This window comes from Streptomyces sp. NPDC059788 (assembly GCF_042732265.1).
In the GTDB taxonomy this organism is placed as follows: Bacteria; Actinomycetota; Actinomycetes; order Streptomycetales; family Streptomycetaceae; genus Streptomyces.
Genome location: NZ_JBHWHY010000023.1, coordinates 8317 through 20051, shown reverse-complemented (window position 1 = coordinate 20051; position 11735 = coordinate 8317). Strand labels below are relative to the sequence as shown.

Below are 11735 nucleotides of genomic sequence, written 5' to 3'. Positions count from 1 at the left end.
TCGTTTCGACGGGATCGTGTCGTCGCGACGGTGCGGTGTCGTCGAAACGGTCGGTGCCGCCCCGCGGACCGCCCGCGTACGCCGGTGCGGGGTGGGGGCGGGCGCCGGGCTGGACGTTCCGCCGCGGCTCGGCAATAGTATGTGCGGGACATCCACCGATTCGTCTCCGCCTTCGGCGATAACCTCTGCCGGTCCGCCCGGCGGGAACGGCACCGCCGAGGCGATGGCGACAGGGTGCGGAATTGCGGGCAGTTGTGGAATTGGGGTTTGGGGCACTGTGATGGTTTCGGGCAAGGTCATTCGGTTCGACGAGGTACGCGGCTACGGATTCGTCGTCCCGGACGACGGCGGAGAAGACGTCTTCGTGCATGTGAACGACCTGGAATTCGACAAGGGGCTGATGGCCCCCGGCGTCAAGGTCGAATTCCTGGTGGACGAGGGCGACCGGGGCCCCAAGGCGTCCGAGGTGCGTTTCCTGGAAGGCGCCCCCGGCCGGTCCGGCGGCACCCACCGCGCGCAGAGCGCGGCGCACGACGGGAATTTCGAGGACGGTGTCCTGTGCGACACCCTCTCCGCCCAGGAGTTCCTGGACGAGGTGACCGAACTCCTGGTGACGGGCGTGCCGAGCATGACCGGCGAGCAGATCGTCCAGGCCCGTCAGCGTCTGCTGAAGCAGGCACAGTCCCACGAATGGGTCGACGCGTAACTTTTCCCAACTTCCGGGCCCCGGGCCCGGTCGGTCGAACTCCCACCGCCGCGGGCCGTCCGTATCGCGTCTGCTGCCACTCCCCGTATCCGGCAGGTTGCGCAGAGGCGATGCGGTGCGGCGTCGCACGCACAACGCAGTGGCCGGTACACATCGTCGGCCCGCGCTTGCTCCGGAGAACGGAATTCCGATGGCGGGTCCGACTGTCTGACGAGCACCGGGGCGTGGGGACACCGGGTGCATCGGGGTTCCGGTTCAGGCCGCGTTCCAGTTCCGGGTCCGGGTCCCCTTGTTCGGGTTCCGGGACCGGAACGCGGGTTCGCGCCGTGGGTTCGGCCCGGGGGCCGGGGTGCCGGTACGGCCGGTATTCCGGTGGATAAATGCCGGTCACCCTTTCGGGCGCGTCCACCGGTCGGTCCGGTATCCGGCGAGCGCGGCGCGATGTCAGGACGCCACACGCAATACCAGCTTGCCGCGGGTACGGCCCTCCTCGCCCCGGCGGTGCGCCTCCGCGGCCTCGGCCAGCGGCAGTACGTCCTCGACCGCCACCGACACCGCCCCCTCGTCGACGAGGCCTCCGATGAGGCCGAGCGCCGCGCCGTCCGGCTCCACCAGGAAGCCCCTCGCCCGCACGCCCTGCGCACGGGCACGCTCCACCAGGTCGGGTGAGGCCCCCGAAGGGACGGCGATGAGCGTGCCACCGGACCGCAGTGTCCGCAGGGAACGGGTGCTGGTCCGCTCGTGCTCGTCCCCCACGAGGTCGAGGACGACATCGACGTCGCGTACGGCCTCCTCGAAGCGGTCCTCGGTGTAGTCGATCAGTTCGTCCGCCCCGAGTGAGCGCAGCCAGTCGTGCTTGGCGGCCCGGGCCGTACCGATGACCTGCGCGCCCAGGTGCTTGGCGAACTGCACCGCGAAGTGACCGACCCCGCCGGCCGCGGCGTGGACCAGCACCCGTTGGCCGGCCTCGACGCGCGCCGCGTCCACCAGCGACTGCCAGGCGGTGAGCGCGGCCAGCGGCACCCCGGCGGCGTGGTCGTGGTCGAGCGCGGCGGGCTTGCGGGCGAAGTGCCGGGAGGGCGCGCTCACGTACTCGCCGTACGCGCCGGCCTGTCGCGGGAACCACGGCATCCCGTACACCTCGTCCCCCACCTCCACCGTGTGCACACCGAAGCCGACCTCCTCCACGACACCGCTGACGTCCCAGCCCACGGTGAACGGCGGGTCTCCGAGGACTCCGGCCATGCCGCCGCCCTGACGGGTCTTCCAGTCGACCGGATTCACCCCGGCGGAGTGCACCCGCACGAGCACCTCGGTGGGCAGCGGCACGGGCCGCCGCGCCCGGGTCAGGTACAGCACCTCGGGGCCGCCCCAGGTGTCCTGGGTGATCGTGCGCATGGTCGGTTCGCTGCTCATGCCGTGTCTCCTGAGGGGTGCCGGGCCGCGCGCACGGCCCGGTCGGTTGATCATCGCCGTACGGGTAGTACGGGAGTAGCCGCGAACGACCGCTGACACACCTCCGCGACCGTCCGAACCCGCGGCAGGACTCTCCTTCGCCGCGAACCCCTCCTCCCGGCCGAAGCCTCCGTGCGTCGCAGCCCTCCTCAGGGCACTGCGGTCGATCACTCGTCCGGCCTTCCGCAGGGCGCGCGACCGCAGCCCGGCAGGCAATTTGGCATTACTCCCGTTTGCCTGCCGGCACCGCGGGCCCATGGAAAGGATTCGCGTGGCGACCGCCCGTATCGCGGCCCCGAACCCGGCCTCGCCGGTCCGCGCCGCCTCCCCAGCAGACCGCTGCGCCCAGCCGCCCCGCGCAGCCGGACGTGAGTGACCCCGTCGCCATGGCCGACGCGCTGCACACGGTCACCGACGCGCCGAGCAGGCCGCCTCGTACCGGCTCGCCACGATCCGCGTCGGCGGACGCGTTCATGCGGACCCTGCTCACCCGCAGCGTCGTACGCGGCTACACCGAAGCGCCCGTCGACGCCCCCGTCGTGGAGGCGCTTCTCGATGCCATGCTCGCCGCGCCCTCCGGGGGCAACGCCCAGGCGTGGTCCTTCCTCGCCGTCCAGGACCGGCGGACGATCCGGCGGCTGCGCGGCCTGTCGCCCGGCGTGATCGGACTGCCCCCGCTGATCGTCGTCGTCTGCGTGGACACCGCGCGGAGCACCGATGCCTCCGGGCGGCGGATCGCGCCGCTGTGCGCGGCCATGGCCACCCAGAACCTGCTGCTCGCCGCCCACGCGCACGGCCTCGGCGCCTGTCCGGTGCACGGATTCGTGCCCGGCGTGCTGCGGGAACTGCTCGGCCTGCCGCCCTCGCTCGACCCGCTGCTGCTGGTGCCGGTCGGGCATCCCGCGCAGGCGCCCCAACCGTCCCTCAGACGACCCAGAAGCGAGGTGATCAGCTATGAGAGGGCCGGTCGAGCCGAACCCGCCGCAGCTGAGTGAAGGGCTCGCGCTGCTGGCCGGCTTCCTGCTGAGCAGCGCGCGCGGCCTGATGGACGAACCCGGCTTCTACGGCGTCTTCCGCTGCATGGACGGCGCGCGCCGCACGCTGGAGCTGCTGGAGGCGAGCGGAGCCCACGACCCGCGGCTGGCCGCCGTCCGCGCCGAGATCGAACGGGTCGCCACCGGACCGCAGCGGCCGCTGGACGCGTCCGATCTCCTGGACGACCTCTGCCGTCGGGTGGCGCACGCCGTCCGGGAGCCCGCACCGGCCGCGGACACCTCCGTACGCCCCTGACCCGGGCGGCCCCGGCCACGCCCACCCACACCGAGGAACGTCTGTGTCGAACCCCCTGCCCCTCACCGCGGCCACGATCGCGAAGAGTTACACCGCGCTGCCGCACACGCCCAACTGCCGACGCCTGCTGTCCGGCGCCGACCACCTGCTGATCGGCGTCAGTCCGGGCAACAGCTACTACCGCATCCCCACCCTGGCCCGGATGCTGCGCTGGGCACACGCCACCTTCCAGCGGGTGGACGTCATCGTCCCGGACCGCTCCCTGGCCTCCAACTACCGTGCGCAGGGCTACCCGGAGCAGGCGGCGCACAAGAAGGCCCGTACCGAACTCTCCAGCGTCCGCCGCCGCATCCGCCGCGCCTTCGAACGCACCGGCATCCCCGAGCCGGACCAACGCACCCACCTGCTGTCCGAGTTGGCGCAGTCACCCGAGTACCGCGCACTCCACCAGCGGGTCCGGGACGCGCTGGCCTCGGACGAGCGGACCCGCCGCGTCTGCCGGGAGGTGACGGCCCGCGCTGTCACGACGGGCGGCCCGCAGCCGGTGCGGGGCGGGGCCGCCGAGAGCGACCCGACCGGCCTGGCCCTGGAGTACCTCATCGACGAGCTGCCGTTCTTCATCGACACCCCGAGCATCCTCGACGTGCCGACGTCGCTGGCCAGTTATCACGCTCCCGTCCCGTTCGCCGATCTGCTCTACATCGGGAACGGACCGCTGCGCGCCGCCGACGGCCAGGGCCTCATCCTGCTCACGGAGAACCCGGCCGAACACTGACCCTCGTCCCGCCGCCGACCGCAGCCGTTTCGGCGACGCCCGCCCCGGCGACCTGAGGTGCGGGCCGCCCACCATGGGAAAGAGCACTCACCGTGACTACCGCACACGAGTCCGCCGCACCCGCATCCGGGGCTCTCACGTATCCGTTCCACGACTGGAGCCAGCAGCTCTCCCCGCACTACACACGGCTGCGCGAAACCGGCCCGGCGGCCTGCCCGGTCGTGTCCGAATACACCGGCGACCGGCTGTGGCTGGTCACCCGTTATGCCACCGCCGTGCAGGTGCTGGAGGACCCGCGGTTCAGCTCGGCTGCCGCCATGGCGCCCGGCTGCCCACGCCAGGAGCCCGTCGAGTTGCGGGCCCCGGGCACGCGCGGCAACGCCATCGCGCTTCTCAAAGAGGCCGGACTGCGGGCCGTGCTCGCCGACGGCCTCGGGCCGCGTGCGGTCCGCCGCCACCAGGAGTGGATTCGCGAGCGGGCCGACGTCCTCATGCGCGCCCTCCTCGAACGCCGGGACACCGTCGACCTGGCACGGGAGTTCGCCCTGCCCCTGGCCCGGCAGTCGGCATCGCGGACGCTACTGGGACAGCTCGGCCCCGACGAAGAGGAGCAGCTGACCCGCTGGGCCGACCTCGGCCTGCGGTTCTGCGGCGTCACCGCACGGCAGCAGACCGCCGCCTTCGCCGACATGCACCGGTTCTTCCTCGCCCACGCCCGCCGCCTGGCCGGGACACCGGGGGAGCACCTGCTCAAGGCCGTGTCCGAGGCCCCCACGGAATCCGGCCGGCTCGGCGACGAGGACCTGGCCGAAGTCGCCGAGCTCCTCGTCGTGGCCGGATATCCGACCTCCTCCGGGTTCCTCTGCGGAGCCCTGATCACCCTGCTCGAACACCCCGAAGCCGTCACGGCACTGAACCGCGATCCGGCGCTGATTCCCGCCGCGGTCGAGGAACTGCTGCGCCACACCCCCCTGGCCACCGGGTCCGCCAAACGCCGGGCCACCGAGGACGTACAGGTGGACGGCGAGACCATCAGGGCGGGAGAGGTGGTGATGGTCTCGATGGAGGCCGTCAACCACGACCCGGAGGCGTTCGAGGACCCGGACGCCTTCCTCCTCGGCCGCCGGGGCCCCGCGCACTTCGGCTTCGGACGCGGCCTGCACTTCTGCCCCGGCAACCGGCTGGCGCGCTGCCTGATCGACGCCATGGTGCGCACCGTGTCCCGTAACCCGGGCCTGCGCCTGGCCGTGCAGCCGGAGGAGATCCGCTGGCACGAGGGCCTGTTCTTCCGCCGCCCCCTTTCGATTCCGGCGTCCTGGTGACCGAACCGGGTTTCTCACCCCTGGCGCTCCACCGCGCTCCGGTAGGCGAACCGGGGCAAGAAGAACTGGGTGACCGGGCCGACCGCGAGGGCATAGAGCACGGTGCCGGCCCCCACACTCCCGCCCAGCAGCCACCCGGCGCCCAGCACGGTGACCTCGATCAGCGTACGGACGAAGCGGAGCGAACGCCCGGTCGCGGCCGACGCGCCGGTCATCAGGCCGTCCCGGGGGCCGGGGCCGTAACGCGCGCCCACGTAGACGGCGACGGACAGGCCGTTCAGGAGAACGCCACCGGCGAGCAGGCCGATCCGCGCCTCAAGCCCGAGGTCCTGGGGGAGGAGCCGGAGCCCGAGGTCGGACGAGCACGCCAGAACGACGATGTTGGCGCCCGTGCCGAACGTCGGCCGCTGCCTGAGCGGTATCCACAGCAGCAGCACGAGCACCCCCACGACGGCACTGATCGTGCCGAAGCTCAGGGACGTGTGGCGCGCCACCCCCTCGTACAGCACACTCCACGGGTTGACGCCCAGTGAGGCCCGGACCATGACCGACAGGCTGAACCCGTACAGGGCCAGGCCGGTGAACAGCTGGGGCAGCCGCCTCAGTGGACGCTCACCGAGCGGGACGTAGGCGAGAGCGAGCGGCGGCGCGCCTGTCCGGGGGCTGACCGGCGGACGCGTCGGGTCCCGCCCTTCGTTCCGGGATCGTCCTCGCCCTGCGTGCTCGTGTCCGGCTGTTGCCGTGTGCGGGTGCGTGTGCTCGTGCTGCACGTGCCGGTCGCCTCCACCGTTCCTCGTGTGCCGGGGCCCGCGTTCGTCCGAGGCCATTGGTGTGACTCTGTACAGTGATTGGCTGACAGAACATGGCCAATACCGGGGGAGTGGTATGGCCGTGCGGCGCGACGCGGCAGGGGCGGCAGCCGGCTGACGGGCGCGGCAGAACGGAGGAGCGACATGGCGGACACCGGAGCGCCCCAACCCGTACACGGAGCAGGAGCCAGGACCGGACACTCGGACCGCACGCTGGGAAGCAGGCGACTCGCCGCGCTGCTGCCCGACCCGTCGGAGTCCCGGCCCGCCTACCGCCACCTGGCACAGGTGATCAGCGCGCTGATCCTGGACGGGCGTATCGCGCTGCACGTCAGACTCCCCGCCGAACGCGAACTCGCCACCGCCCTGAACACCAGCCGGGCCACCATCACCGCCGTCTACGACCTGCTGCGCGAGAGCGGCTACGCGCACAGCCGCCAGGGCGCCGGCACCTGGACGGCCCTGCCCGAAGGCCGCACCCCCCGCGGTGTCACACGGCTCCTCGGCCCGCGGGACACCGCGATCGACCTGGCCAGGGCCGCCCCCGGACTGCCGCACCGCACACTCGCCGACGCCCTCGCCAGGGTGTCCCCGCAGCTGGCCGAGCACGTCGACACCCCCGGCTACCACCCGTACGGCCTGCCGGAGCTGCGTGCCGCCATCGCCGAACGGTTCACCCGGCGGGGCCTGGCCACCGTGCCCGAACAGATCCTGGTCACCTCCGGGGCCCAGCACGCGCTCACGCTCGTCCTCGGGCTGCTCTGCCGCCCCGGCGACCGGGTCATGGTCGAGAACCCGTCCTACCCGAACGCCCTGGAAGCCCTGCGGCGCGCCCGGCTGCGTACGGTGCCGGTCCCCGTGACCGACACCGGCTGGGACACCGAGATCGTCGAATCGTCCCTGCGCCAGTCGGTGCCCCAACTGGCCTACCTCATTCCCGACTTCCACAACCCGACCGGCTGCCTCATGCCCGCCGGCCAGCGCGCCCGCATCCTGCGCGCCGCGCAACGCTCCGGCACGTGGCTGGTCATCGACGAGACCCTGACCGACCTCGCCCTCGACGTCCCCGCGCCACCGCCCTTCGCCTCCCTCGCCCCACCCGGCGGGACCGGCCAGGTCATCACCACCGGCTCGATGAGCAAGACCCACTGGGCGGGCCTGCGCATCGGCTGGCTGCGCGCCCCCGCGCGGCTCGTCACCGAACTCGCCGGGCAGCGGGTCGCCACCGACATGGGCGGCTCGGTCCTGGACCAGCTCCTGGCCCTGGATCTGCTGGACCGGTCGGAGGAACTGCTCCCGCCACGCCTGGAGCGGATGCGCGTCCAGCGCGCCGCCCTCGCCGCCGCGCTGACCGAACACGCCCCGCAGTGGACCTGGCGACTGCCGCCCGGCGGCCTGTCCCTCTGGGTCGATCTGGGGGAGCCGCTGGCCGCCGCGCTGGCCGAACGGGCCCTGGACTACGGGGTACGCATCGAGGGCGGCGCCTACTTCGCCACCGACCCGGGCGTCTTCGAACAGCGCCTCCGCATTCCCTACACCACCCCTTCGGACACCCTCCGCGAGGCCGTACACCGCATGGCCACCGCACTGGCGGACGGCCTCACCCCCTCGTCGACCGACCGCCGCCCACACTGGGTCGCTTGAGCCCGTCCCCGTCCCCGTGCTCGTCCTCGTTTCCGTGCTCGTCCTCCCGGGGAGCTCCCGAACTGCTGGGTCACCATCAGGTTCCCCAGGCACCGAGAAGTGCGTTCTTCCACGTCAGCGGCCACTCTCCTACGGTTTCCGAGTAACCAAGAGAAACCGGAAGCGTCGTGGCCCGCGCGCAGCGGGGCCACGGGCTCACGCCGAGGAGGCACACCCATGGCCGTCACCCTGGTGAACCCCGAAGGACTGCCGGAAATCGACGTCTACCGGCAGGTGTCGGTCGCGACCGGATCGAAACTGGTCTTCCTCGCCGGCCAGGTCGCCTGGGACGCCGAAGGAACCACGGTCGGCGAAGGTGACCTCGCCGCCCAGGTCGAGCAGTGCTACCTGAATGTCGCCACCGCCTTGGCCGGAGTCGGCGCTTCCTTCGACGACGTCGCGAAACTGACCGTCCACGTCGTCGACTGGACCCCGGACAAGATGCCCCTGCTCCTGGAAGGCATCACCCGGGCAGCCGAAAAACTGGGAACCACCCCGACCCCGCCGGCCACGTTGCTGGGTGTGGCGGCGCTGGACATCCCGGCGCATCTGGTCGAGGTGGAGGCCGTCGCCAGCATCGAGTGACGGGGAACGGCGGCGGCGGTCGCGTCCGGCCGCGTGTTCCCGTTTCTTGACTTGCCCGGCAGGAAAGTCTGCGCTAACTTTCCTAGTGGGAAAGCTGACGGTGGGGAAGTGGATCGTCCATGAACTCAGCGATGCAGCATGTCAACGTCTTGGGGAGGCGATGTGCATGAGCACACCGGTGGACGCCGAACGTGCATGGGCGGATCTGCAGCGGATCCGGGTCCCGCAGGAGCGGGTGTACGACGAGTTGGAGCGCTGCTCCGTGACGGGCCGGCGGGCGTATCTGCCGATCGCGGCGGTCATGTGGGTCTATCTGGCCGTCAGCGGGCTCGACCTGCCCGAATGGGGGGTGCTGGTGGCGTTGGCCGCGTATGTGGGCGCGCTGGGCGCCATGGGCGTGCGGGCGAGCCGCAAATCCCGTATGCGACTGCATCGTTCGCGCTATTCATGGCGTGTGTTCGCCGTGTTCCTCGCGGCGGCCGCCCTGGGCGCGGCGAGCATCGCGCTGACCGGCCGGCTGGTCGAGTGGGCCGAGCTGCCGTTCGGCAGCCTCGTGCAGGCCACGATCTGCGCGGGCCTCTTCCTGCTCGTCACCGCGCCGGCCAACCGGTGGGCCTTCGCCCCGCTGCGCAGCTACGACGGGAGCCGCCCATGAGCACCCCCACAGGTTTCGACGAACTGATCCATCCCTCGACCAGACTTTCGGTGGTCGCGCTCCTCGCCGCCACCGAATGGGCCGACTTCCCGTTCATCCGGGACAGCCTCTCGCTCAGCGACTCGGCGCTCTCCAAACAGCTGCACACGCTGGAGGAGGCCCACTACCTGGAGATCCGGAAGGAGGGCGGCGGCCGCAAGCGCCGCACGAAGGTCCGGCTCACCGACCGGGGGCGGACGGCGTTCGAGGGACATGTGGCGGCACTGCGCGCGATCGTCGAGGGCGCCACCACCGGTCCGCCTCCCGAAGCCGCCCCGGCGTCCCCGCCGGATGCGGCTGCGGCCCACGCGGGCGCGGAAAGCGCGGATTCCGCGAAGACGCGCCCGATGCGTACGGAGGCCCGCCGGTGACCCCGCCCGCCCCCGTCGTACAGGTCCGCGACCTGCGCATGTCCTACGGCTCCAGGGAAGTGCTCCAGGGCGTCGACCTGGACATCCACCGCGGCGAGATCTTCGCCCTGCTCGGCCCGAACGGCGCCGGCAAGACCACCACCGTCGAAATACTCGAAGGCTTCCGCCGACGCTCCTCCGGCGAGGTGCGCGTACTCGGTACGGACCCGGTGCGCGGTGACGACGCCTGGCGCGGACGGCTCGGTCTCGTCCTCCAGTCCTGGCGCGACCACGCCAGATGGCGGGTGGGCGAACTGCTGGGCCACTTCGCCGAGTACTACCCCTACCCGCGTGACCCGGCGGCGCTGCTCGCCCTCGTCGGCCTGAGCACGCAGGCGGACCAGCAAGTGGGCAGACTCTCCGGCGGCCAGCGCCGTCGTCTCGACGTCGCCCTCGGCATCGTCGGCCGCCCCGAACTGCTCTTCCTCGACGAGCCCACCACCGGCTTCGACCCGGAGGCGCGCTACGACTTCCACGTCCTGGTCGAGAAACTCGCCCGCGACGAGGGCGTCACGATCCTGCTCACCACCCACGATCTCATCGAGGCCGAACGCCTCGCCGACCGTATAGCCGTACTGGTCGACGGGCGGATACGCGTCAGCGGCACCCCGGCCGAACTGGCCCGGCAGGCCGCGGCCCGCGCCGAGGTGCGCTGGACGGCCGAGGACGGGACCCCGCGAAGGGAGCGGACCGAGGACCCCTCCCGGCTCGTGTGGGACCTGCACCGCGAAGCCCGGGGACCGATAGCCGACCTGGAGGTGCGCCGCCCGACGCTGGAGGACACCTACCTGCACATGGTGAACACCGAGAACCGACCCCCGGCCGACGCCGGGGACCGAAAGGACAGTGCCGCATGAGGGGGACGGGGCCGCGGAGGTATCTGCGGGCGGGGGTCCGGCGCGGAGGCATCGAACTGCGCCAGCTGCTGCGCAGCAAGAAGGAGCTGAGCGGGCATCTGCTGAACATCGTGGTGGCCGTCGTGCTCGCCGTGACCATCGGCGACTCCGTGCCGGGCACCGAGCTCCCCATGAGCCATCTGATGGTCGCCGGGTTCAGCGCCTATCTGCTCTTCCAGCTCGGCGTGCTCAACATCCCGCAGATGTTCGTCACGGAACGCGAAGAGGGCGCGCTGCTGCGACTGCGCGCCACGCCGGGCGGCATACCGGCGTACCTCGTGGCCAAGGCGCTGCTGATCCTCGGCATGGCCGTCGGCACCCTCGTGCTCCTGCTCACGGCCTGCGCGGTGCTGGCCGACGGGCCGCTGCCGGCCACCCCGGCCCAGTGGCTCACCCTGATCTGGGTCGCCGGCCTCGGACTCCTCGCGGTCGTACCGCTCGGCGCGGCCATCGGCGCCGTACTGCCCAACCCGCGCGAGGCGCTCGCCCTGATCATGCTGCCCTCCATGACACTGCTCGTGATCTCCGGGACGATGTTCCCGGTCACCCGGCTGCCCCAGATCGTGCAGCGGATAGCCGAGTTCTTTCCGCTCAAATGGATGGCGCAGGGCCTGCGGTCGGCGTTGCTGCCGGACAGTGCGCTGGCCGCGGAGGCATCGGGGGCCTGGCAGTTGCCCACGGTCGCCCTGGTGCTCACGGCCTGGGCCGTCGCCGGTTTCCTCCTCGCCGTACCGCTGCTGCGCAGGACGACCCGCCGCGAGTCCGGTTCCCGCCTGGCAGGACGCCAGCGCAAGGCGGCCATGAACGGAGCGGGGGCACAGGTGGGGTAGTACGGAGCAGGCGGACGCGGTCGGCGTGGACACCGGCCGCCGCACCGTCGCCGCGCAACCGCCGTCCCTCCGCGGGTTCCGCACCGGCCACGACACCGGCCGGGATGATTGCGCAGGCCCCCTGTGTTGAGGAAGGGTCAGGACGGTCGCGGGGGCACGGGGGGCGCCGCAGGCACCGGAAGCCCGACACGCCACACCCAACGGCCCCCCCAGAAGGCCCCGTGGCGCTGGTCGCCGGCCAAGTGGACGCGCTGAACCTCCCCCACCCGCCAAAGACGGT

General features: G+C 72.0%; 13 protein-coding genes. 11 read left to right on the top strand and 2 right to left on the bottom strand.

The annotated features are described in order from the left end of the window. Positions 1-280: 280 nt before the first annotated feature. The gene (locus ACFV57_RS20960; RefSeq protein ID WP_385234196.1) at positions 281-706 is read left to right on the top strand and encodes a cold-shock protein; all 426 of its coding nucleotides are present in this window, start codon (positions 281-283) and stop codon (positions 704-706) included. A gap of 444 nt (positions 707-1150) precedes the next feature. On the opposite strand, the gene ACFV57_RS20955 is transcribed toward ACFV57_RS20960, so the two are convergent. Then, positions 1151-2122: an NADP-dependent oxidoreductase gene (locus ACFV57_RS20955; protein ID WP_385234193.1), complete on the bottom strand. Its 972-nt coding sequence runs from the start codon at positions 2120-2122 to the stop codon at positions 1151-1153. A 407-nt stretch (positions 2123-2529) separates the two neighbouring features. Between ACFV57_RS20955 and ACFV57_RS20950 the strand changes: the two genes are divergently transcribed. The 4 genes from ACFV57_RS20950 to ACFV57_RS20935 all read left to right on the top strand — a co-directional run bounded on the left by ACFV57_RS20950 (position 2530) and on the right by ACFV57_RS20935 (position 5548). Further along, positions 2530-3156 carry a nitroreductase family protein gene (locus tag ACFV57_RS20950; RefSeq protein WP_385234190.1) on the top strand — a complete coding sequence of 209 codons (627 nt, stop codon included), beginning with the start codon at positions 2530-2532 and terminating at the stop codon, positions 3154-3156. After that, the gene (locus ACFV57_RS20945; RefSeq protein ID WP_385234187.1) at positions 3116-3451 is read left to right on the top strand and encodes a DUF6092 family protein; all 336 of its coding nucleotides are present in this window, start codon (positions 3116-3118) and stop codon (positions 3449-3451) included. The genes ACFV57_RS20950 and ACFV57_RS20945 overlap by 41 nt, the downstream gene beginning before the upstream one ends. A 43-nt stretch (positions 3452-3494) precedes the next feature. After that, positions 3495-4226 (top strand): tRNA-dependent cyclodipeptide synthase, encoded by a 732-nt coding sequence (locus tag ACFV57_RS20940; RefSeq protein ID WP_385234185.1) that lies wholly within the window; start codon positions 3495-3497, stop codon positions 4224-4226. Between the two features lie 92 nt (positions 4227-4318). After that, positions 4319-5548 carry a cytochrome P450 gene (locus tag ACFV57_RS20935; RefSeq protein ID WP_385234182.1) on the top strand — a complete coding sequence of 410 codons (1230 nt, stop codon included), beginning with the start codon at positions 4319-4321 and terminating at the stop codon, positions 5546-5548. Positions 5549-5562: 14 nt separating this feature from the next. On the opposite strand, the gene ACFV57_RS20930 is transcribed toward ACFV57_RS20935, so the two are convergent. Then, positions 5563-6093 carry a YitT family protein gene (locus ACFV57_RS20930; protein WP_385234179.1) on the bottom strand — a complete coding sequence of 177 codons (531 nt, stop codon included), beginning with the start codon at positions 6091-6093 and terminating at the stop codon, positions 5563-5565. Positions 6094-6501: 408 nt separating this feature from the next. Between ACFV57_RS20930 and ACFV57_RS20925 the strand changes: the two genes are divergently transcribed. The 6 genes from ACFV57_RS20925 to ACFV57_RS20900 all read left to right on the top strand — a co-directional run bounded on the left by ACFV57_RS20925 (position 6502) and on the right by ACFV57_RS20900 (position 11455). Next, positions 6502-8001 carry a PLP-dependent aminotransferase family protein gene (locus ACFV57_RS20925; protein ID WP_385234176.1) on the top strand — a complete coding sequence of 500 codons (1500 nt, stop codon included), beginning with the start codon at positions 6502-6504 and terminating at the stop codon, positions 7999-8001. A 216-nt stretch (positions 8002-8217) separates the two neighbouring features. Next, positions 8218-8625 carry a RidA family protein gene (locus ACFV57_RS20920; protein ID WP_385234173.1) on the top strand — a complete coding sequence of 136 codons (408 nt, stop codon included), beginning with the start codon at positions 8218-8220 and terminating at the stop codon, positions 8623-8625. A 166-nt stretch (positions 8626-8791) separates the two neighbouring features. Further along, a complete protein-coding gene (locus ACFV57_RS20915) occupies positions 8792-9280 on the top strand; it encodes a hypothetical protein (RefSeq protein ID WP_385234170.1) in 489 nt (162 codons plus the stop codon). Further along, a complete protein-coding gene (locus ACFV57_RS20910) occupies positions 9277-9690 on the top strand; it encodes a transcriptional regulator (protein WP_385234167.1) in 414 nt (137 codons plus the stop codon). Before ACFV57_RS20915 ends, ACFV57_RS20910 begins: the two co-directional genes overlap by 4 nt. A 38-nt stretch (positions 9691-9728) precedes the next feature. Beyond that, positions 9729-10586, top strand: a complete 858-nt coding sequence (locus ACFV57_RS20905; protein WP_385234484.1) for an ABC transporter ATP-binding protein — start codon at positions 9729-9731, stop codon at positions 10584-10586. Further along, positions 10583-11455 carry an ABC transporter permease gene (locus ACFV57_RS20900; protein WP_385234165.1) on the top strand — a complete coding sequence of 291 codons (873 nt, stop codon included), beginning with the start codon at positions 10583-10585 and terminating at the stop codon, positions 11453-11455. The genes ACFV57_RS20905 and ACFV57_RS20900 overlap by 4 nt, the downstream gene beginning before the upstream one ends. Positions 11456-11735: the final 280 nt, after the last annotated feature.

Excerpts from the sequence above, each read along its gene's own strand:
- ACFV57_RS20945 (WP_385234187.1), top strand. The coding sequence starts at position 3,116 with ATGAGAGGGCCGGTCGAGCCGAACCCGCCGCAGCTGAGTGAAGGGCTC.
- ACFV57_RS20955 (WP_385234193.1), bottom strand. The coding sequence starts at position 2,122 with ATGAGCAGCGAACCGACCATGCGCACGATCACCCAGGACACCTGGGGC.
- ACFV57_RS20930 (WP_385234179.1), bottom strand. The coding sequence starts at position 6,093 with ATGGTCCGGGCCTCACTGGGCGTCAACCCGTGGAGTGTGCTGTACGAG.
- ACFV57_RS20925 (WP_385234176.1), top strand. The coding sequence starts at position 6,502 with ATGGCGGACACCGGAGCGCCCCAACCCGTACACGGAGCAGGAGCCAGG.
- ACFV57_RS20910 (WP_385234167.1), top strand. The coding sequence starts at position 9,277 with ATGAGCACCCCCACAGGTTTCGACGAACTGATCCATCCCTCGACCAGA.
- ACFV57_RS20920 (WP_385234173.1), top strand. The coding sequence starts at position 8,218 with ATGGCCGTCACCCTGGTGAACCCCGAAGGACTGCCGGAAATCGACGTC.
- ACFV57_RS20900 (WP_385234165.1), top strand. The coding sequence starts at position 10,583 with ATGAGGGGGACGGGGCCGCGGAGGTATCTGCGGGCGGGGGTCCGGCGC.
- ACFV57_RS20905 (WP_385234484.1), top strand. The coding sequence starts at position 9,729 with ATGTCCTACGGCTCCAGGGAAGTGCTCCAGGGCGTCGACCTGGACATC.
- ACFV57_RS20960 (WP_385234196.1), top strand. The coding sequence starts at position 281 with ATGGTTTCGGGCAAGGTCATTCGGTTCGACGAGGTACGCGGCTACGGA.
- ACFV57_RS20915 (WP_385234170.1), top strand. The coding sequence starts at position 8,792 with ATGAGCACACCGGTGGACGCCGAACGTGCATGGGCGGATCTGCAGCGG.